This window comes from Roseivirga misakiensis (assembly GCF_001747105.1).
Classification (GTDB): domain Bacteria; phylum Bacteroidota; class Bacteroidia; order Cytophagales; family Cyclobacteriaceae; genus Roseivirga; species Roseivirga misakiensis.
On sequence record NZ_MDGQ01000005.1, the window covers coordinates 1,953,744 to 1,974,782 of the forward strand.

Consider the following 21,039-nt stretch of genomic DNA (forward strand, 5'->3'; position numbering starts at 1 on the left):
TCTTTCCGCATTGTAGTAGTTATTTAAATGTATCCGTAGCATATTAGTTACGTATAAACCCCGTTCTTGACATTTAATGTTTGGAAGTAACAGAAACGACTAAAACCAAAAGTTCTATGGCATTTGATATTGACATGATTAAGGCTGTATATAACAGAATGCCCGCTCGGGTTGAAGCAGCTAGAAAACTCTTAGGAAAACCACTTACACTATCCGAAAAAATACTTTACTCCCATTTGTGGGAAGAAAGTACTAATGAAGCCTTCGTAAGAGGAAAATCTTATGTGGATTTTGCACCAGACAGAGTTGCTATGCAAGATGCTACAGCCCAAATGGCACTATTACAGTTCATGCAGGCAGGTAAGGATAAAGTGGCTGTACCTTCCACTACACATTGCGATCACTTAATACTAGCCAAACAAGGTGCCGATAAAGACTTGAAAAGTTCACTTACGGCATCTGGTGAAGTCTTCAATTTTTTAGAGTCAGTTTCGAATAAGTACGGTATTGGTTTTTGGAAACCAGGCGCAGGAATTATTCACCAAGTAGTCTTAGAAAACTATGCTTTCCCAGGTGGGATGATGATCGGAACAGATTCACATACTGTGAATGCAGGTGGCCTAGGGATGGTAGCCATTGGCGTTGGAGGTGCTGATGCGGTAGATGTAATGGCGGGGATGCCTTGGGAACTAAAATTCCCGAAACTGATCGGCGTAAAACTTACTGGAAAAATGAACGGTTGGACCGCTGCTAAGGACGTAATCTTAAAAGTTGCCGGTATCCTCACGGTAAAAGGCGGAACAGGCGCAATAGTCGAATACTTTGGTCCAGGTGCCCTTTCGCTGTCGGGTACTGGAAAAGGGACCATTTGTAATATGGGAGCAGAAATCGGTGCCACAACGTCGACCTTTGGTTATGATGACGCGATGGAACGCTACCTCAGAACCACCGATCGTGCGGATATAGCTGATTTAGCTAATGAAATCAGACCACATTTAACAGGTGATCCTGAAGTATACGCTAACCCAGAGCAATATTTTGATCAGGTGATCGAAATAGATCTAAGTACACTTGAGCCACATGTAAACGGACCTTTTACACCAGACAGAGCAACTCCTGTCTCCAAAATGAGAGCAGAAGCCGAGGCAAATGGATGGCCAATGGATGTAGAATGGGGCTTAATCGGATCTTGTACCAACTCTTCTTATGAAGATTTATCCAGAGCCGCCTCCATCGCCCAACAAGCGGTTGATAAAGGTCTTACCACAAAAGCAGACTTTGGTATCAACCCAGGTTCAGAGCAAGTTAGGTTTACGGCAGAAAGAGACGGTCTATTACAAATTTTCGAAGACCTAGACGCCACTATCTTCACAAATGCGTGCGGTCCATGTATTGGTCAGTGGGAACGCGCTGGTAACAATGAAAGGGTGAATACTATTGTACACTCTTTTAACCGTAACTTCTCAAAAAGAGCAGACGGCAACCCTAACACCCATGCCTTTGTCACTTCTCCCGAAATGGTAGCCGCGATTGCGATTTCAGGAAACTTAGGCTTTAACCCAATTACCGACACCTTAACCAACGATAAAGGTGAAGAAGTAAAGCTAGACCCTCCTGTTGGAGACGAGTTACCAGACAAAGGCTTTGATGTAGAAGAAAACGGCTATCAAGCACCTGCCGAAGATGGAAGTAATGTTCAAGTCATTGTAAGTCCAGACTCAAAAAGACTACAATTGTTGGAGCCTTTCGATCCTTGGGACGGTAAGAATATTACGGGTGCAAAGCTTTTAATAAAAGCATTTGGAAAATGTACGACTGATCATATCTCTATGGCCGGGCCGTGGTTAAGGTTCAGAGGCCATTTGGACAATATTTCTGATAACTGCTTGATAGGTGCTGTGAATGCCTTTGGCCAAGCTACAAACAAGGTTAAAAATCAAATAACCGGTGAATATGGCCCCGTACCAGCTACTGCCAGACAGTACAAAGCGGAAGGCATACCATCCATAGTGGTTGGCGATCATAATTATGGAGAAGGTTCATCGAGAGAGCACGCAGCCATGGAACCACGATTTCTTGGGGTTAAAGCCGTTTTAGTGAAATCTTTTGCACGAATTCATGAAACAAATTTGAAAAAGCAGGGCATGTTAGGCTTAACGTTTGCCGATGAATCAGATTATGATAAAATCCAGGAAGATGATACGATTAACTTCTTAGACTTAGTCGATTTTGCTCCCGGTAAACCGTTAACAATTGAGTTTATCCACGCCGATGGTTCTAAAGACATAGTACTAGCAAATCATACTTATAATGAAGCTCAAATCGGTTGGTTTAAGGCAGGTTCGGCACTCAACCTAATTAAGCAAGAGGCAAACCAATAAGTAGAAACTAAATAAGTCACTAAAGCCCGTTCTAAATTGAACGGGCTTTTTTTGTTCAATATCATATAATTTGTCAGGGTGTTTATTGCTGGATTAGCTTATAAAAAGAGAATCATTTAACTTAAATCAATGGCTCTCCAGTGGCAATCACTTGATTATAGATAATTAGAACACTAAATAATGATTACGCAGCCAATGCTTTTCACGCCCTTTATGATATCAACATGACTAAGAAAAAGCCGAGAAAAATCTTTGGGATTGTACTAATTATAGTCTCAATAGGCTCGCTCTATTTTGTGCCTTGGCTTTTAGTGAAAGCTTGGATTCTTCCGCTACCAAGTAGTATACAAGACCAACTTGAGCAAGCAATTGACCATGGCTTTGATGGTGTAGTAGTCTATGTGGATCAAGGAGGTAAAGCTCCACAATACTTTGCCGCAGGTTGGCACGATCGAGAATTGAAAATACCTGCTAAGCCGCAAGCCTTGTTTAAAATTGCAAGCATCAGTAAGCTCTATGACGCGGTAGCTGTCACGAAATTAGTAAGCGCAGGGCGACTTAGTTTAGACGAGACCCTTGGAAATTACTTACCGCAATTAGTAGGGCGGATTCAAAATGCTGAACGAATCACCATTCGACAGATGATTCAACACAGAAGTGGAATACCGAATTTCACGGACGCACCCAACTTTTGGGCTAACCCTACCCGATCGTATGAAGAAAGTCTCGCTTTGATAGATGGTCTATCGGCTAATTTTGAACCAGGGGAAGGTTACGAATACTGCAACACTAACTATCTACTGATCAACAAGATTATGGATAATGAATTGGGATACAGCAACTTTAAATTTATACAAGAAGAAATCTTGACTCCTTTAAATCTTACTAACACTTATCAATCGCTAAAAGAGGTGGAATTAGATGAAGTAATGAGTGGTTACCACGTTGGATACTCATCTGATTTAAAAGAAGATGAGCATGGTATGTTGGCAACTGCACAAGATGTTGGGACATTCCTAAGAGCGCTCAACGACGGGTCGGTATTCGCGGAAAGTGAAAAGGAAATTTACAGTTCAATATACAATTATGAGCACTCAGGATGGGTACCAGGTTATCAAAGCTTCGCAAAGTATAATGAAGAACTAGACGCCGTTTTTGTTGAGTTCTACAACACAACAGATCCAAAACTCTACAATTGGAATCTATCTGAAATTATCAATGCCCGGATCGTCAGAATTTTTAAAAGGCAAAAAGGTTCATAGATGTCATAGTCATTTTATCTCACCAAAATAGGGTCTGACTAGGGCTAAGATAAGGTATTGCAAAGTGACTTCGTTTTGAAGCCAATACTTTCAATTATTAGTTAAATAGTACTTTAGTGTTAAAAATAAAACATGACATTTCTATTAGCATACCTGCTCATAATTCAAGGTAATCAAAGTAGTTTAAACTGGGAACGAATTTACATTGACGAATCGCTGTCTGTAGAACTCCCAGAGAATCATCAAGTTATTGATACACTCGGACAGGTGGTGTATTTAGCTGAAACAGATTATTCAATCATAACGTTGAGCAGCGTTTTGGAATCTTCTTTGCCAAGTGGAGAGTCAATCCCTTCAAATAGCATTGAAGAACTGAATAAGTTTTATGACGGATTCGAAAAAGGCACCACAAATTCTAAAAATGGGAGGATAACTGAGAGTGAAAGGATTGTATTAGACTCACTCGTAGCTCGAACTTTTCGAGCAGATTACCCAAATGGAGAAACAATACTTAATCAATTGGTAGTTGTACGAGACCGAATTTATTTTGCTGCAACAAGATTTAATACAGAAAACTTAGATCACGCTAGATCAGAGTCTAGTCGATATTTTAGTTCGTTTCAACTTAATGTTGATCCAAATAAACAACTCAAGAATCAATCCACCGATCATTCAATAGCCTATAAAGTAGGTTATTTCATAGGAAAGTCTATCGGTTATTTGGTAATTCCGTTAGTCATTGTCATAGTAGTTGTAATCCTTAGAAAAGTCAGGAAAAAGCGAGTTGAGTAATAATCATGGGGGACAGAATTTGTATAAAATCAAAAGCTGTTTTGTAAAATTGATCGACTAAAAGATTATCCAGATGAATCTAGATGATATAAATGCTCTATCTGACGAGGAATTATTGGAAGCGGCTAGGAAAGCAAAGACCTCAAAATCATATGATGCAGTGATTATAGGGCTACTCCTTGGAGTTTCTATTTACAGCATAATCACAAACGGTTTTGGACTTCTCACTTTCCTCCCACTACTCTATTTTCCCATTGCCTCAAAAAACGAAAAACACCGCAAGGCGATTTTGAATGCCTTAAAAGAACGAAAATGATAAAGTATTTTGGTGGACTTTCCATTTAAGACTTAACCATGAAAATTTCTTAAGAAAAAATTCGCAAATTACATTCATCACGCTACCCTTTGAAGGTGGATTAATAATTGCGAAAATGATGATTGAACTTCCTTTTGACTATTGGAATAAATTAGCGGCTCAACTAATAATTACCTGCGCTTTTCTCGGTGGGTTTTCAATTGCAATTACCGCCAATCTCATCATCAACAAATCGAACGACAAACTCCATAATAGAATACTAAAAGCATCTACCGTTTCTTCTGGAGGGTTCCTGATAACGATTTTTGCTTTCACTAAAATCCTATTGCTCACCACTGAAGGTTATCCTTTTGATGTCACTGAAAATGACATCAACATCCCTAGAATTATAGGGATGATTACTTATTTAATAGGCATTATTTCTATTCTCACCGTTATCGCTCTATCTGGCTGGACAAAGTCAAGAAAAACTGGAATTTTCACTACGATCGTGGGCATCATTACCTTTATTCTGATCCTCTTGTTCTTCTAGTTATGAGAGGGAAAAAATAATTCGAAAGATCATTTAATAGCATTTTTTGTAACAGTCTTTTCGAAAGCAGCGGACACGGCTTTAGAACAAATACAAGGCACTGGAGTTCTCAATTAATGCTGACGCTTTCCTTAGTGCTTAATATTATCGTGCTAATTCCGGTTTGTTATTCATTAATGACTAACGCGGAAAACCTTAGACGAGCAGCTGGTGATTTTACCCCAGCTAGAGGTATACTTTTGGCTATTTATCTGGCGATTCTAATGGCCTCTGTTCTTTTACTCATCTTAGATAAGCCAGAGTTTGCCTTTGCATTACTATTCATACAGGTGGTGTATAAACTGCTAACACCATTCACGGTGAAAACGATTAAGAATCCAATTGTAATCAGTAATCTTTTCATAGCGACCTTTCATGTTTTCACATTAGTCACAATGATCCAAAAGAAGGTTATCGTGTTGTGATTTTCTGTTAATAATATAATCCTTGATTATATTGAAGCATCAACAAAATGAAACTCAAAACCGGCATTCCGCTTGACGTAAAAGGTTATGATCAAAAAAACAACCCTCCTAAGTCTGCTCACATTCCTTTGTTTGAATACCAAAGGACAGAACATATACAATATAGTTTGCAGTGGTAATCTCACTCAAATTGACAGTGTACTTAAACATGAAAAATTAACTTCTACTGATGAACAAGGACGGTCTTTGCTTCACTGGGCTGTGGGTTGTAATCAAATACCTGCTTTTGATGAATTGGTCAAACGCGGCTTAAAGCTTAATCAAGAGGATAAAAACGGACATACAGCACTTTATGTAGCCGTCCAATTCAAGCGAGACACCCTTTTGAATAAGATCATTCAAATGCAAAAAAACAATACGTGGAAGGTAAAGCAGGGTGCACTGCTGCTAGAACGAGCCATATTAGACAACAACCTCCCCTATGTTCAAAAGCTTGTAAATAGTGGGATTGATATAGAAATCGTTAATAAGCGAGGTAGCAGCCCACTCGAAATAGCCAATAGAGTCGAAGCCGATGAAATAGCAAAGTGGCTTGTGTCTCAAGGGGCAGACGAGTCTCGAGTAAGAAGTTTTACTGTTCGCGGCAGTTATCTCGGACAAACTCCACCGCGTCTTGAGAGAAAAGTATTTGCCCCCAATTTTATTTCTACCGAAGAATATGAATTTGGCTCTGTGTTCAATGCGGCAGGAACCGAATTCTATTATGCCGTAGAAAAAGGTGGTAAGCCATTTATACGTTATACCAAACTCGAAAATGGTGCTTGGAGTCAACCAGTTACTATTCTGTCAAGTGATAAATATGGATATAATGATCCATTCCTCTCTCCTGACGAAAACAGGCTTTACTTTATCTCTAAAAGATCTTTAGACGGAAATTCTGCCAAAGACGATCATGATATTTGGTATGTAAAAAGAGAAGGTGACGCTTGGTCTGAGCCCATAAACGCTGGACCCAATATAAATTCGGAATTCAACGAATACTATATTTCGTTCACCCAAACTGGTACTATGTATTTTGCATCAAACGTAAATGCATCGGCCAATCGTAAACAATCGAATCAAGACATTTATTACTCAAAATTCATCGACGGAAAGTTTCAGAAACCGGTAGTACTAGGGTCAGCCATAAACACTGAAAATTATGAAGCCGACGTATTTATAGCACCTGATGAATCTTACCTTATTTTTTGCTCAACTCGCCCAGAAGGCCTAGGTCGTGGAGACCTTTACATCAGTTTTAAAAATGACAATGGTGGCTGGTCTGAGGCAGTCAATATGGGTGAATTGGTCAATACAGAGCATCATGAATTATGCCCTTACGTAACGCCGGACGGAAAATACATGCTGTATACAAGTAACGAGGACATCTATTGGATCAGTACTGAAGTGTTTGAACAACTAAAAAAGTAAACGTTCGCTAAACCCACACGTGCAACCTTTATTCATATTTATCGGTCTTATGCGAAATAAAGCACTTCTATCATGACCGACCAAAGAACTAACCTCAACTACATATTCTTTGGCATCTTTTCCGTCGCCTTTACTTGGCTTATTCACGAGTTTACCCACTGGGCAACGAGTGAACTTTTAGGTTATGACACTATCATGAGACTAAATGGAACGAGCCCAGTGAATGGTAGTATTTCCAGTGAATTACATGGGGCCATTATCTCTATTTCAGCCCCTCTTATTACAGTCATCCAAGCGCTGATTGCATTTTACTATTTAAAAGCGAAATCATGGAACAAGTACGTCTACAGTCTGTTATTCACAGCCTTTTTTATGCGTCTTTTAGCCACATTCATGAATTTCTTTATGGCTAATGACGAAGCCCGAGTAAGCCTTTACTTAGGTTTAGGCACTTTTACTCTACCGCTGATTACCACCGCCATTTTATTCTTTATGGTCTATAAAATTGCAGGGCAGTACAACCTAACCCGTAAGTTCCATATCAGTACAACGGTGATCACTCTTATATTTATCTCCGCTTTGATCTTGTCCGATCAGTTCTTTAAAATAAGAATTATGTAAAGGGCCATTTTAAGGTTACCGTCGATGACTACTACAAGAGTTTCACATTTACTAGCATGAGTTGTGAGGACAAAAAGTAATAACCACCTTGGGTTACTATTTTTTAACAAAATCCTATGACCATGAAAACCAAAATCACGCTTGCCATTGTTAGCCTTACGGCGTTGTTAATAAGTGTTGTGCCACTTACCGAACAAAAGCCTGAAGAAGGAATGATTAAAGTCACACTACTCTACGAAAATGGAGATGGTAAAACATTCGACATGGCTTACTACGAAGATAAGCATATGCCTTTAGTGGCAGAATTAATGGGCGATAACCTAAAGTATTATAAGATCGATAAAGGCATTGGAGGAAGAACACCTGATGCACCTATTCCATTCTTAGCCATCGGCTATTTGTACTTCGATAAATTGGCGGATTATCAAGAGGCGATTGGTCCTAATGCAGAGAAAATCATAGGGGATATTCCAAACTTCACTAATATCCAACCCACGCTTCAAATCAGTCAAGTAGTCGAATAATACTAAACTAAAAGTGGCCCAACTCGGGTCACTTTACTTAAAGTAAATTATTCCGAGTCGCGTAAGTGACTGCTTCACTGATATTTGCCACATTCAACTTTTCAAATATCTTTTTTCTGTGGAATTTAACTGTATCTGGCGATACGAAAATCTTATCTGCAATCTCACTTATTGAGTGACCTCGAATGGAATATTGCATGATTTCTTTTTCCCGATCTGTGAGTACAATTTGTTCTAATTTACGCCAAGTCTCGGCTTTCAGATCGTATTCATAAGACTGATTCAGTCCATTTCGGTGGATAATGATATTTCCCGCATTTTTATTCTCAGAGAGTGATACAATGCATATGGCCTTCCATATCTTGCCTCGTTCTGTCAAAAAGAGTGGTGTTAATTGTTGATTAATAAGCACCAAATTTCCGTCGGCAGCCTTGATGTGAAAATCGTAAGAAATACTACCATCTTTGCGCTGGTCCAATTCTATAGTTTCATAAAACTCAAACCCCACCGCATTTATCTTCAGCAGTAAATCAAGGTCTTCTTTTGGCACATATTTGAAATAAAACTCATAGCCCATTTCAAGTACTTCTTCCCTAGAATGTCCGTTCAAAAATAAGGGGTTACTGGAGACATATTCAAAACCCTTCTTCTCGTAATCAATGATGTAAATACTCTTATTGGTAGCTCGAGAAAAGGCATCGACGACAGCTAGATAATTGTTTATCTGTTCAGCATCTGATTCTGTAACGTTCCAAACAGTATTATTAGAAGAGAAGAAGTCGTTAATGTCTGCCATAGGCGTTCAACTTTGAGTAACTAATATAATGTATAAAAACTACACTTGAGTGTAGTCCTTAAATCAATAGTTCCTGATAATTTTGCGAAAAAATGCCTCAGCACAAACCTGAAATCACTTAGCATTAAATAGAGAGCACCTCATAATTCCACTAAAACCTTTTCTGTCCCCATCGCCTTAAAACGCCACTTTATAATTGGCGCTTGCTGAGTTGATCTCTCAATACTACCCTTTGGTGTAGTCACTGAAAGGTAAAGGGCACATACCTTTGAATATCAAAAGGTCAAAAACTCAAAACAATCACCTTAGTCTATGGAATTGGGTCGCATTTAACTGAGAAGTTTTATATTAATCTATAGATGCTAATTGGCTATCACTTAATATAAACTCTAGAAAGTGACCCATCAATCGTCAGTTTCAGGCGTCCCAGTTCCGACCTAAGACACCAGCCAAATAAAACAATTTCTAGAGCAAAAGAGCCATTCCTAGATTTACTCGCATGAAAAGAACATTATCGACAGTCATTCTCTTTATTATTCCGCTCACATTCTTCGGACAGGTTCAGAAGGAAAAAGAGGAAAAGACCGAAGTCTATGAGGTTTTCAAAATAAAGTCCGAGTATTTCAAAGGGGAGGAAAGAACATTCAAGGTGGCACTGCCTCATGATTATTCAGCTGACAAAAAATATCCAGTGATTTACACACTAGATGGTTCCTCAATGTTTGAAATGGTTGCTAGCTACACGAAATATTTAGGAAATCAGACGGTCGTAGATGGAGAAGACTACGCAACTAATGTGATCCCGCCATCAATCGTAGTTGGTATTTTCCATAACAATAGAGGAATTGAAACAGAGCCTAATTTCACTGGCCTGGCCATGAAAGAGGGGCCTGAGAATTTAAAAAGTCATATAGTGAATGAAATAGTGCCCTATATCAATAAAAACTATGCGGTATCAGGCTATAACAGCATAATCGGTCACTCAAACACAGCTTACTTCACCACAAGACTTTTATTTGAACCAGAAATACCATTCAAAGGAATAATAGCCTTATCCCTCGTGAAAGGAGATGAAACTTTCAATGAAAAGTTAGTTCAAACACTCCAGACAAATTTCGATAAAGTATTTTTTGTAGGAGCTGGCGATAAAGACAATGAATTCAACGAGTTGGCGCAGCGAATTAAAAGTGATGTCTCATCGTCCAATGTAGCGGTAAAAAATTATATCTCTAACCACACCGATCTACCTGCAGCAGCGTTGAGTGACGGCATACAACATCTATTTTACAAATACAGAAACTTTGGCAGGTTCCCAGAATTATCTCTTGAAAAAGACTTTGATGTCTCAAATTACATCGGTATTTATAAACAAACCATAAAGGCCGACTATGGCATTGAAACGACAATGTTACCGGACGATTTTGGCTACTTCGTTGTCGAAACCGTCAATAGTGGAAATGTAACGGGGTTCGAAAAATTGTTGGCTTACGAAAAGGAAGTCAACAACTATGAATATCCCAATATCATGAAGTTCCACTACAGACGTGACCTAAAAGACCTTAAAGAGGCCAAGAATCTCGCTTATAAGATATTATCAAATGAAAATGGAAATGATTATAGGTTCTTGGCAGGTCAAATTGATGTTTTCACCGACTTTTTTATCAATGACCTTGGCTCACCAAATGAGGCCATCTCTTTCTTAGAAAAAGCAAAAAAACGTTTTCCCGACTACACGCTAAATTTCAATTACTTCATTGCCAAAACTTCTATTGAAGAAGACGTACAAAAGAAAAAAGGAAAGGCCAGTCTTGAGTATTGTAGGAAGAACTTTAAGGCCAATAGGTACTTCGAACTAGCTGATTTAGGACGTCTTGAAATGAAGTAAAGAACATTTTTTTCAATCATGTACCACCCTTGTTCACAAGTAGTTAGAGTCATTACTTACGGATCATTAGATTGATATGCGTTACAAAATGTACTAAGCGTGCGTCGCAAGAGGAAAGAAACAGCAAAAGTATATCTATGATAAAGAGATCATTCTTAATCCTCATTCTAATATTAGGGGTTAAAGGTTTAACGGCGCAGAACAGTTTTACAGATATCGAAAAGATTGCCGTTTTTGCGAAAGTCTATGGCTTCTTAAAATATTATCACCCTAGTGTCGCTTCTGGGAAATTCAATTGGGATCAAGTCTTTATTGATGAATTGCCTAAAATGCTAAAAAACGATGACACAGAAAGTCTTTCTAATTACTACTCCCAGTGGATTGAAAGTCTTGGAGAAGTGAATCCGTGCGAGACATGTAACAATGAGAAAGAGCTATTTGAGAAGAATTTTGACCTTTCATGGACCCAAAACTCAACCGTTTTTAATAGTAAGGTTAAGTCTCAATTGAAATTTATTGAGGAGAACAGGTATCAAGGTGATCTGCATTATGTAACTACTCAATCTGTAGGTCAAATTAGAGTGATTAACGAACCAGAATACACTGACTTTCAATACCCTAGCGAGACATACAGGCTTTTAGGTTTTATCAAATACTGGAATATTATTGAGTACTTTTTTCCCTATAAGCACCTTACTGACAAGCACTGGGATGCTGTTCTTTTCGAATCAATTGACAAGTTTAAAACCGCGCCAGACCAAGAGACATATCGAAATGCAATTAGAGAACTAGTTGCGAGTCTTGACGATTCACATGCCCAAATCATCTTTGATCCATCAAAAAGAAACTATTTACCAATAAAACTTAGTCACATCGAAAATCAGGCCGTTATAACTGGTTTTTATAATGAAACGTTGGCTGAAGCTGCTAATCTAAAGGTCGGAGATGTTATATCAGAAATAAATGGACGAGCCCTTCAACAAGACAGGGAAAAGTTCACGAGGTTTTACAGTGGATCCAATCCGATCTCTAAAGCTGAAGGTTACTATCTCTATACCATTCTCAGAGGCGATGTCGAAAGTGTAGAAATGACCATAAAAAGAGGAAAAGAGACCGTCAAAACTTCGGTAATGAGAGTTAACAGAAAAGACTTATTGGCTGAAACGAAAAAAGAAATTATAAAGTCAAAAGTGATTAACGATGACATCGGTTACATGGATATGGCGAACATAAAGGCACAAGATGTTAGCGCGATTTTAGATAATCTAAGGAATAAAAAAGCCATTATTATCGATATCCGAAATTATCCTGAATTCATCTACATGCCGATTTCTAGGTATTTGAATTCATCAAGGAAAGCTTTTGCCACCACCTATCGTCCATACCTAAAATATCCAGGTAAATTTTTGCCTCCTCGTACTATTTCAACCAGGGGAACTTCAAATAACTACAAAGGAAAAGTCATAATTCTAGTGAATAGTGAAACTGTCAGCAGAGCTGAGTTTACGGCAATGGCATTTCAAACGGCAGATAATACTATAACCGTTGGCAGTCAAACCACTGGCGCAGATGGTGATGTTCTTGGTTTTAACTATCTAGGTGGTTACTTAACAACCATGTCGGGAAATGGTATAGAGTACCCAGACGGGACCGAAACCCAAAGAAAAGGTGTTAAAATCGACGTGCTTGTTGAAAGAACAATAGCCGGCGTAAGAAATGGCAAAGACGAAATATTAGAAAAGGCGATCGCCATAGCCTCAAAGGAGAATTAGCATTTGCAGCAGCTATCTTTCTGAATTTCACACAAGAATTATTATCTTTTATAAGTTCAAATATTAGCTAGGTCATTTTTTGAATTTAAACCTCCTTTGACCTTGAACGTAAGTATTTATTCAATCAAACGACGCAATATGAGTGAGCTTAAACTTATCTACGAAGGTACCGATATTGAATCTCAGATTCTTAAATCTCAATTAGCAGAAGCAGGAATAAATTCACTTTTAAGAAGTGAAGCCAATGATGGACGAATTGCGGGTTTTGGCACCTTTGGCTCCTCAAGATTATTCATCAGTGAAATTGATACAAAAAATGCCATGGAAATTGTAGCGCTTTTCAAAACCCGAAACCAAGGTTAAGTTTCAAGCACTTGGCCGAATGTTCCATTTGTTATTAATAAGATGAAGAAATTCTTTTTACTAGCATTTTTTCTAGTACTCCCCTATCTATCGAATGCCCAAATTGAATCTACAGAAACGGCAAGCGTCGAAAAGTCAACGCTGGGTATTCAAACAGGAGTACTGGGACTTTGGGTATATGGAGAAACCCAAATATCCGAAACCACAGTAATAAGAGGTGAATTCGGTTTCGAAGGAGAGATCTTTGGTGGAATTAATTTTGACAGAACTCAATATGCTTTTACCCCTAGTTTTATTATTGAGCCTCGGTGGTATTATAACCTAGAGAAACGCAGTGTTTTAGGTAAGAAAACCGCTTACAACAGCGCAAACTTCGTATCGGTTCAGACGAGTTTTGAACCAGACTGGTTTGATGTATCGAATATCGACAATCGTTTAAGAGTTAATAGAATAGCCATTGTTCCAACTCTAGGTATGAGAAGACAAGTAGGCGCTCGTTGGAACTATGAACTAGGGCTAGGAATCGGATATGAATATACTTTTGATTCACAATTTGTGAATTCTGGAAACGCAATACTTCAACTCAATATCCGATTCGGTTACCGCGTGAAATAATGAGTTTAGAAGATCAAATGCTCTTCTTTTTTAGTGCGATCGGTGCATTTAATGGGCTTTTTTTGAGCCTATATTTCGGGGTATTTACAAAACAAAAAAGCAGGTCTTCTTATTTTCTAGCAGGACTATTATTTGTTCTAAGTGTGCGGGTGGCAAAATCCGTTTTCATGACCTTCGTGCCAGGAATTTCTAGCGATTTCATCCAAGTTGGTTTATCCGCATGCTTATTAATTGGTCCATTTCTATACTATTATGTACTAAGTGCCCTCGGTAAAGAAAAATCTAATAGTAAATGGATTTGGCATACGTTACCAATCGTGGTCGCTATGATCGTCGTCGGTTACTATTTTCCTTATCGTGAACACAGATACCTATGGCAAAGAAAAATTGATGGTTATCTAGCATGGTTTCTTTTCACTCAGTGGCTTGCTTACATTATTATATCTGCTCGCGTTGCCCGTGACGCCTTTAAAAGGGTCTTTTCAAAAGCGAATTCAGATAATATAGACTTCTGGTTGGTCAACTTAATTATCTGTATGGCCATAATCTGGCTTGCCTATTTTACCAATGGTTATACATCATATATTGTCGGGGCTCTGTCCTTTTCATTCACACTCTATTTATCCATTTTAATTTGGGTATTTAAAAAAAGAGATAAGGTCTTATTCTTTGAAGCACCGAAAAAATACGCCAATAAGAAAATTGATGCTGCACAGTCAAAAGATCTTATGCCAAGCATTGTTTCTGAATTTAAGGAGCAAAAAGCACATCACAATCCCTCACTAAAGCTCTCTGACCTGGCCAATAAACTTGCGGTACCGCCTCACTACTTATCCCAATATCTAAATGATAATTTGAATAAGAATTTTTCAACCTTGGTCAACGAATATCGAATTGAAGATGCAACTCAGATGATTGGAGAATATACTCACCTAACGCTTGAAGCCATTGGTTATGAGTGTGGTTTCAAGTCAAACTCAGCTTTTTACAATGCTTTTAAGAAGTTTAAAGGGATTACTCCAGCGCAGTACAAGAAATCTATTTCTTGAATTTTCTAGTCATTTATAAATCAGGAGATTTTATCAAGTAGTTTTTAGCGTGCTAAAAAACAGGTTAGGTATTATTGTCTAGTTCTGATAAAAAAGAATCCAACTTCATTATTAACTAAAAGCTCAAAAAATGAAAAAGTTCTTATGTCTAGCCATCTGTTTAATCTTTATACAAAACCTAAGTGCACAGGATGAAAACGCTGCTATTCGCAAAACACTCAATAATTATATCATTGGATCTACACAAGGTCAGCCAAAACGTTTGTCAACTGCCTTCCACCCCGACTTGAACCTATATTACATTAGTAAAGGAGAGCTAAAAACTTGGTCTGGCAAAGCATATATAAAGGACACCAAGGAAGGCCAACCGACCGGTGAAAGTGGTAAAATATTATCTATCGACTACGAAAATGATGTTGCAGTCGCAAAGGTTGAAATTTCACATCCCAAAAGCACAGTCCCATATATCGATTATTTTATGCTATTGAAAGCCAAAGGGAAATGGACCATTATTCACAAAGCATTCACTAAGAAAACATCAGGCGATTAGTTTAAAAACAAGTGCAATTGTTAGACTCCCTATTTCATATCAGAGATAGGGAGTTTTTAATTTTAAAGGCCTGAATCTTACAGATTATTTGCGTAACCGAATAGTTACACTTAAATTAGTAACCAAACAGTTACACTTTTCATGAGACGTGATGTTTTTCAAGCTATCGCTGACCCTGTACGACGGGACATTATCGAACTGCTTTCAAAAGAGTCGCTCACCATCAATGAGGTGGCCGACAAATTTGAAATTAGTCGACCAGCCATATCTAAACATTTAAAGATTCTTAACGAGTGTGACATCATTGCTATTGACAAAAAAGGACGAGAGCGTTACTGTAAAATTCAGCCTCAACAACTGATCCCCGCCTTTTTGTGGATGGAGCAATATAAGGTGCTTTGGGAAGGTAAACTTGACTCTTTTGAGCGCTATTTAATGGAATTAAAATCTAAAAAAGAAGATAATGAGTGAAGCTAATGACAGGACTTTAAGCCTTGAGAGAACCTTTGATGCGCCTATTCAACTTGTATGGGAAGCTTGGACTAAACCAGAACATATCGCCCAGTGGTGGGGTCCAAAAGGAATGGAAACAAGAATAATAGCCCATAAATTTGCTATTGGTGGCGCATGGAAGTATGCCATGACTATGCCCGATGGCAGTGAATTTATCGCGGATGGTGTTTACAAAGACATTGTTGAATTGAAGCATATCATTTCTTCAGCTAATTTTAGGCCTATGACGGAGGGTGTAGAAATTCAAGCGTATTTTGAAGCGGCTGGGGACAAAACTAATTTTCGATTCAGCGTTGTACACCCTACGGCGGAATATTGCCAGCAACAAGAGCAAATGGGCTTCATGAATGGTTGGGGCTCAGTTTTCGATCGATTATCGGAGTTCGTTGGCAAATAATGAGTAGCGAGCATTAAATTTTAACCCAATCTACTCTGGATGTACTTCTTAACGAAGTGCTCTACGGTAAATAGACCCCTTTGTCATTAAGAAGCCATTAATTCAAAAGCAAAAACATAAATTCGCACAATTCATCATTTTTTAATTTTGCTTTAGTTACCTGACCAAATGAGCGAAACACTTATACGCATAGGCGGTGTGCCTGAACACTTTAACCTGCCCATTCATCTCGCAAATGAAAAAGGACTTTTTAAAAAGCATGGCATAAACATAGAATGGACTGATTTTTACGGTGGAACTGGTCAAATGACCAAAGCACTTCGGGAAGATCAGATAGACGTTTGCCTATTGCTCACCGAAGGCATTATAGCAGACATAATTAAAGGAAACCCGAGTAAAATTATTAGCGAATATGTGATCACTCCACTAACATGGGGCATCCATACTGGGTTAGAGAACCCACTACAACACAAAGACTTTACTTTTGATAAGAAACATGCCATCAGTCGCTTTGGGTCAGGTTCTCACCTTATTTCAATTGTAAACGCTAACAGTAAAGGTTACACTATTCGACCCGATCAATTCACTGTAATCAATAACCTTGATGGCGCACTTACATCTTTGAATACACTTGAAACCGACGTCTTTTACTGGGAAAAATACACCACTAAACCTTACGTGGATGCGGGTAAAATCCGAAGAATTGGAGAATACTTGACACCATGGCCATGTTTTGTTATCGCTGCCACAGAAAAGGTTTTAGACAATAGCTCAGAAGCAATAGACAAAATGTTGGATATTATTCAAGAAAGTTGCCAGCAGTTTATGCATGACAACGATATGATTCCACTCGTCAGCGAAAGGTATGATCAAAAATTAAAGGATATCGAAAGGTGGTACCACAGTACTGAATGGGCAGCTGATAGCTGGGTAAGCGATAAAATGATCAAGAGTGTTGTATTTCACTTAAAAGCAGCGGAAATCATCCAAAAACATCAACATATACCAGAACTTATCTGGAAACGATAATTCCGCTAATCACAGCACTTTAGCAAGCCTAATAACGATTAAACTGTGCTATCGATTGGCCCAATAATCAAATACCAAAACGTCAGCCAAAATCCCATCTAATAACGCACCGAAGGCCTTATGATCGGGGTGTGGTAAGTAAACTGCCCTATCCTCTTCGCTCGCAAAAGTAAGAAAGTAACTATGTGTGAAGCCTTTATCTAATCTCTCAGGGCTATTATTTAGGCCCCATTCAAATGCCTTTATTTCAGGTATCTTGCCCGGTAAAGCTAAAAAAGCGTCTTCTGCCTTCTTTACAGCAGCAGGGTCGGCGTCTTCGTTAAACTTAAACAGAACGATATGCCTTAATTCTGGCGCTACTGATTCCGTCGTTTTCGAATCATTTTCGTAATTGGCTAAACAGCCTGTTATCAATATGGTGCAAAAGAATGTGGTAACGAGTAATACTTTAGGGACTAATTTCATGTCTTTGTTTTCAGCGCTAGCGAATCAGTAAGTTATCAAATTAATGGGTAAATCATCTAAGATTCTATTGACCAACCACCTATGTAAATACTAGTTGTCAAAGCTGATTACGGATTATTATTCTCTATATTTTGAAATCAACCCCTAAACTCAAAACTGAATGATCAACCCTCGCCTACGCCTTTCACTTATTGCGCTCCTGTTTGCTGTAAATGTCACATTAGTTGCACAATCTGAATTTCTCCCAGGAAGCATTACCAAATCAAACGGACAAACCGAAGAGGTAACCATAAAAACTGCAGGTTGGAAGAATAATCCATACTTCATCACCTATAAAAGTGCTGATAGTGATAAAATCATAACGGGGAAATTGGAAGACATAGCTGCATTCGAAGTTTATGGGAAGGCGAAATATGTAAGGGCTGACGTGGCTTTTGACAGAAGTAGTGATCTACAAGGCCAATTATCAACGGTGCGTGATCCACTTTGGGAAAATGAAACCTTGTTTTTGAAAGTTCTAGTGGAAAGTGAAACCCCTCTCTTCCTTCACAAGACAAACAAAACAATGCGCTTTTACTATCAAAATGGCACCAACACTTACGAGCCACTTGTATTTAAGAAGTTTCTTTCGGGCCAAAGAGTCCAGCGGAATCGTGCCTATAGAAAACAAATTCAAGATAACTTTTCGTGTGGCTACGATTTGGAAGGGTTACGAAAGGTCGATTATGAAATTAAGGATATGGTCAGTCTGTTCGTTAGTCTGAATGAATGCCAGAACCAAGAGGTAAAAGTAATGCAGTCGGAAGGCGCAAAAGGTTCTACAGTATGGGCCTTTCAAGCGGGGCCAAATGTGCTTTCTGGTACAATGACAAAGTCAATCATTGCTGCTGGTGGAACACAACCCGAATCGTATGCAACAGATATTGACTCCAAATTAGCCTTAAGAATCGGTATTGAGGGTGAGTATATGCTTCCCCAAAGTGTTAATAAATGGGCTATGTTTTTCGGGGCTTCTTATACAGGATTCCAAGCCAGTGGAAGATGGAACGATGTACTCTATTTCTCGAATCTGACCTTTCAACGTGGATTTCAGCGATGGGAAGCCACTGTAAGTAGCATCAATTTTAAGATTGGTATGCGGAGATATGTCCAACTTAACGACAAATCAAGGTTATTCCTTTCATTTGGGTGGCAACCAGGTTTAAACTTGGATTTGAACTCAAGCGCCACTATATCTCTAATCGATGATAACATACTGACTACAGGCGCTCAACTCGATGCGCAAGAAGTCAGTAACTTCATTATCGGTTTAGGTGGGCAGTTCGAAAACTTGATGTTGGAATTGCGGTACAATACGAAGAGGCAAGTTTTTAATGAATCCATACTTTACGACCTTGAATATCAAGGCTTTAGTATTATTCTAGGCTATAAATTCCTGAAAAACCTTAATAATTGATCTTGTAGCCAAGCGTCTTTTCCTTTTTCTGCTCAACTTCTTTCTTGGAAGTAGTAATACTATAATTAATGGTTACGTTTTTAACGGGCTTTTGCGGTAACTTAAAGTTGACCTTTAGCTTTTTATGACTTGTAACAGTTCGGCCTTTGTTAAATGCCTTTTCGAATTTTAACAGTCTTACAAGTCTTACAACCTCTTCATCGCACCCATAACCCAAAGACTGGATAACTTCAATTTGCTTCACTCTGCCTAATCCATCAACATCATAAGCAACCTCAACATCACCTTCTATACGCGCAGCTAAGGCTTCAGGAGGATAAACCAAATGTCCATCAACAAATTTCCTGAGCGCTGCATCTCCCCCACGATAGCGGGGCTTTTTTAAAGGCTGGTCTTTTCTTGGTTTAGACATTAGTCAAGTTTAAACCTTCTTATCTCAATTGGCTTAGTTTTGGACAAATCTAGATTAAATTCTAGATCATAAGCACCCCATGGGCTGTTCGCCAAATAATAAAAATAGCCATCTTTAATCTGACCCAAAGTCGGTTCACCTAAACTAGCACCACCCCTATTGATCACCTCTTCACGCTCGATCACTCGACCAGATTGATTCATAAAATAGCGCATTACCTTATAGGGCTTAGATCCGTTATGAATCGCAATCAGTGAATTATCATAGTAATAAAGACCATCAACCCCCTTCAGCAATATACTGCTTGGTGATGCTACTCGACGGATATTATCCTCGTTGCCATCTGGGTCTAGATTTACTCTAAATACACCTTTTATGTAATCAGAAACATATAGAAACTTTTCATCATCGCTTAAGGTTAAGCCCTGCAGATTAAAATAAACATCGGTTAGGTCGAACTGCTTGCCGCTAAACGCCCCGATGTAATCAGTGGTATCTGTATTGTTTCGCGTCAAGTACGGTGTTCGACTATTCGTCAACCAAATCCTATCTGCCTTATCGATCGCGATATCTCCTATAGTAGAATCATCTTCAAAAACAAGGCCTTGAAGTACTTTAGCGTCTGACAATCGCACTTGCAAAACGGTTGATTTGCCTGTATCAGATTTCAAAAAACCATTTGTTTCAGGTATCGCTGCACAAGTGACCCAAAGGATATCAGCCTCGAAGTCTGGTTTCATAGCCAATACACCATAAGGTGTTTCTTCCAACCAATCAATGATGGTTCCATCAGCAAGAATCTTTACTATCTTTTTTTCCCTGATACTTCCCAGTAGCACTTCTCCATTGTCTAAAACCACAAAGCTCTCTGGGTGAAGAAAAGCAGCGTCTACTGTTTTAAAGACTTCATCATTCACCTCTTCGGCGCTCATTTTATCCTTTAAGGCTAAAAGCTTTTTATAGTTTTTATGGGTACGAATATTGTCGAAATCCGAGTTGTTCTCAAAGTCGTAAGACGCATCCATCAGCATCATTTGGCTTAAGGATTGCACCGCTTTTATCTTTCGGCCTGTCAATGCCCATGCCGCCGCGAGTCTTGGCACTATTACCGGATGATTTGGCCTCAACGCATTGGCTTCACGCATATTCGACAGAAAAGCATCGTAGTCTTTTTCTTCGTACGCTTTTTGAGCAGCGCTGAAATAATCCTGAGCACTTAATTCATCTTGAGCGTAGGTCGGCAATGCCAAGAAACATATCAAAAGGAGAATCCAAGGTGACTTCATCGGAGCTAGTGTTAAAATGGTCGATCTCAGTAAAGATGTCGAATAAGACTAAAAAATGATTCAATTTATAAACATTCAAAACGAGAAAT

Annotated in this window: 23 protein-coding genes; 19 read left to right on the forward strand and 4 right to left on the reverse strand. The window is 38.7% G+C overall.

The genetic code is table 11. From position 1 onward, the window contains the following. Positions 1–116: 116 nt before the first annotated feature. The 9 genes from BFP71_RS16045 (at position 117) to BFP71_RS16085 (ending at position 8,362) form a co-directional block, all read left to right on the forward strand. On the forward strand, positions 117–2,381 hold the full coding sequence (locus BFP71_RS16045; protein WP_069837121.1) for an aconitate hydratase: 2,265 nt from the start codon (positions 117–119) through the stop codon (positions 2,379–2,381). Between the two features lie 224 nt (positions 2,382–2,605). Then, complete coding sequence (locus tag BFP71_RS16050) at positions 2,606–3,643, forward strand: serine hydrolase domain-containing protein (protein WP_069836448.1); 1,038 nt, start codon at positions 2,606–2,608, stop codon at positions 3,641–3,643. A 132-nt stretch (positions 3,644–3,775) separates the two neighbouring features. Beyond that, entirely contained in the window at positions 3,776–4,435 is a 660-nt protein-coding gene (locus tag BFP71_RS16055; RefSeq protein WP_069836449.1) for a hypothetical protein, read from the forward strand. A 73-nt stretch (positions 4,436–4,508) separates the two neighbouring features. Then, positions 4,509–4,751 (forward strand): hypothetical protein, encoded by a 243-nt coding sequence (locus BFP71_RS16060; protein WP_069836450.1) that lies wholly within the window; start codon positions 4,509–4,511, stop codon positions 4,749–4,751. 115 nt (positions 4,752–4,866) lie between these two features. Continuing rightward, positions 4,867–5,283, forward strand: coding sequence for a hypothetical protein (locus BFP71_RS16065; protein ID WP_069836451.1), 417 nt, complete (start codon positions 4,867–4,869; stop codon positions 5,281–5,283). Positions 5,284–5,459: 176 nt separating this feature from the next. Beyond that, positions 5,460–5,747 carry a hypothetical protein gene (locus BFP71_RS16070; RefSeq protein WP_222843493.1) on the forward strand — a complete coding sequence of 96 codons (288 nt, stop codon included), beginning with the start codon at positions 5,460–5,462 and terminating at the stop codon, positions 5,745–5,747. An 87-nt stretch (positions 5,748–5,834) separates the two neighbouring features. Continuing rightward, the gene (locus BFP71_RS19460) at positions 5,835–7,217 is read left to right on the forward strand and encodes an ankyrin repeat domain-containing protein (protein ID WP_245701859.1); all 1,383 of its coding nucleotides are present in this window, start codon (positions 5,835–5,837) and stop codon (positions 7,215–7,217) included. A 72-nt stretch (positions 7,218–7,289) separates the two neighbouring features. Next, on the forward strand, positions 7,290–7,838 hold the full coding sequence (locus BFP71_RS16080) for a hypothetical protein (protein WP_069836453.1): 549 nt from the start codon (positions 7,290–7,292) through the stop codon (positions 7,836–7,838). Between the two features lie 122 nt (positions 7,839–7,960). Then, on the forward strand, positions 7,961–8,362 hold the full coding sequence (locus tag BFP71_RS16085) for an EthD family reductase (RefSeq protein ID WP_222843494.1): 402 nt from the start codon (positions 7,961–7,963) through the stop codon (positions 8,360–8,362). A gap of 37 nt (positions 8,363–8,399) precedes the next feature. Here the strand turns inward: BFP71_RS16085 and BFP71_RS16090 are convergent, their stop codons facing one another. After that, positions 8,400–9,158: a response regulator transcription factor gene (locus BFP71_RS16090; RefSeq protein WP_069836454.1), complete on the reverse strand. Its 759-nt coding sequence runs from the start codon at positions 9,156–9,158 to the stop codon at positions 8,400–8,402. Positions 9,159–9,657: 499 nt separating this feature from the next. On the opposite strand from BFP71_RS16090, the gene BFP71_RS16095 reads away from it, so the two are divergent. The 9 genes from BFP71_RS16095 to BFP71_RS16135 all read left to right on the forward strand — a co-directional run bounded on the left by BFP71_RS16095 (position 9,658) and on the right by BFP71_RS16135 (position 17,331). Beyond that, positions 9,658–11,043, forward strand: a complete 1,386-nt coding sequence (locus tag BFP71_RS16095) for an alpha/beta hydrolase (protein WP_069836455.1) — start codon at positions 9,658–9,660, stop codon at positions 11,041–11,043. 137 nt (positions 11,044–11,180) lie between these two features. Continuing rightward, entirely contained in the window at positions 11,181–12,815 is a 1,635-nt protein-coding gene (locus BFP71_RS16100) for a S41 family peptidase (RefSeq protein ID WP_069836456.1), read from the forward strand. A 138-nt stretch (positions 12,816–12,953) separates the two neighbouring features. Further along, positions 12,954–13,178: a DUF2007 domain-containing protein gene (locus BFP71_RS16105; RefSeq protein WP_069836457.1), complete on the forward strand. Its 225-nt coding sequence runs from the start codon at positions 12,954–12,956 to the stop codon at positions 13,176–13,178. A 42-nt stretch (positions 13,179–13,220) separates the two neighbouring features. Then, complete coding sequence (locus tag BFP71_RS16110) at positions 13,221–13,793, forward strand: hypothetical protein (protein ID WP_069836458.1); 573 nt, start codon at positions 13,221–13,223, stop codon at positions 13,791–13,793. Next, the gene (locus BFP71_RS16115; protein WP_069836459.1) at positions 13,793–14,842 is read left to right on the forward strand and encodes an AraC family transcriptional regulator; all 1,050 of its coding nucleotides are present in this window, start codon (positions 13,793–13,795) and stop codon (positions 14,840–14,842) included. Before BFP71_RS16110 ends, BFP71_RS16115 begins: the two co-directional genes overlap by 1 nt. A gap of 130 nt (positions 14,843–14,972) precedes the next feature. Next, positions 14,973–15,392 (forward strand): nuclear transport factor 2 family protein, encoded by a 420-nt coding sequence (locus BFP71_RS16120; protein ID WP_069836460.1) that lies wholly within the window; start codon positions 14,973–14,975, stop codon positions 15,390–15,392. 141 nt (positions 15,393–15,533) lie between these two features. Further along, positions 15,534–15,863 (forward strand): ArsR/SmtB family transcription factor, encoded by a 330-nt coding sequence (locus tag BFP71_RS16125; protein ID WP_069836461.1) that lies wholly within the window; start codon positions 15,534–15,536, stop codon positions 15,861–15,863. Next, positions 15,856–16,302, forward strand: a complete 447-nt coding sequence (locus BFP71_RS16130) for an SRPBCC domain-containing protein (protein WP_069836462.1) — start codon at positions 15,856–15,858, stop codon at positions 16,300–16,302. The genes BFP71_RS16125 and BFP71_RS16130 overlap by 8 nt, the downstream gene beginning before the upstream one ends. 168 nt (positions 16,303–16,470) lie before the next feature. Then, entirely contained in the window at positions 16,471–17,331 is an 861-nt protein-coding gene (locus BFP71_RS16135) for a substrate-binding domain-containing protein (RefSeq protein ID WP_069836463.1), read from the forward strand. Positions 17,332–17,379: 48 nt separating this feature from the next. Here BFP71_RS16135 and BFP71_RS16140 read toward each other — a convergent pair whose 3' ends face one another. After that, the gene (locus BFP71_RS16140; RefSeq protein WP_088125084.1) at positions 17,380–17,796 is read right to left on the reverse strand and encodes a Dabb family protein; all 417 of its coding nucleotides are present in this window, start codon (positions 17,794–17,796) and stop codon (positions 17,380–17,382) included. Between the two features lie 160 nt (positions 17,797–17,956). Here BFP71_RS16140 and BFP71_RS16145 point away from each other — a divergent pair, with 160 nt between their 5' ends. Further along, on the forward strand, positions 17,957–19,252 hold the full coding sequence (locus BFP71_RS16145) for a hypothetical protein (protein WP_069836464.1): 1,296 nt from the start codon (positions 17,957–17,959) through the stop codon (positions 19,250–19,252). Here the strand turns inward: BFP71_RS16145 and BFP71_RS16150 are convergent. Beyond that, positions 19,242–19,664, reverse strand: a complete 423-nt coding sequence (locus BFP71_RS16150) for an energy transducer TonB (RefSeq protein ID WP_069836465.1) — start codon at positions 19,662–19,664, stop codon at positions 19,242–19,244. The two genes, BFP71_RS16145 and BFP71_RS16150, sit on opposite strands and share 11 nt — an antisense overlap. Next, entirely contained in the window at positions 19,664–20,950 is a 1,287-nt protein-coding gene (locus BFP71_RS16155) for a hypothetical protein (RefSeq protein ID WP_069836466.1), read from the reverse strand. The genes BFP71_RS16150 and BFP71_RS16155 overlap by 1 nt, the downstream gene beginning before the upstream one ends. Positions 20,951–21,039: the final 89 nt, after the last annotated feature.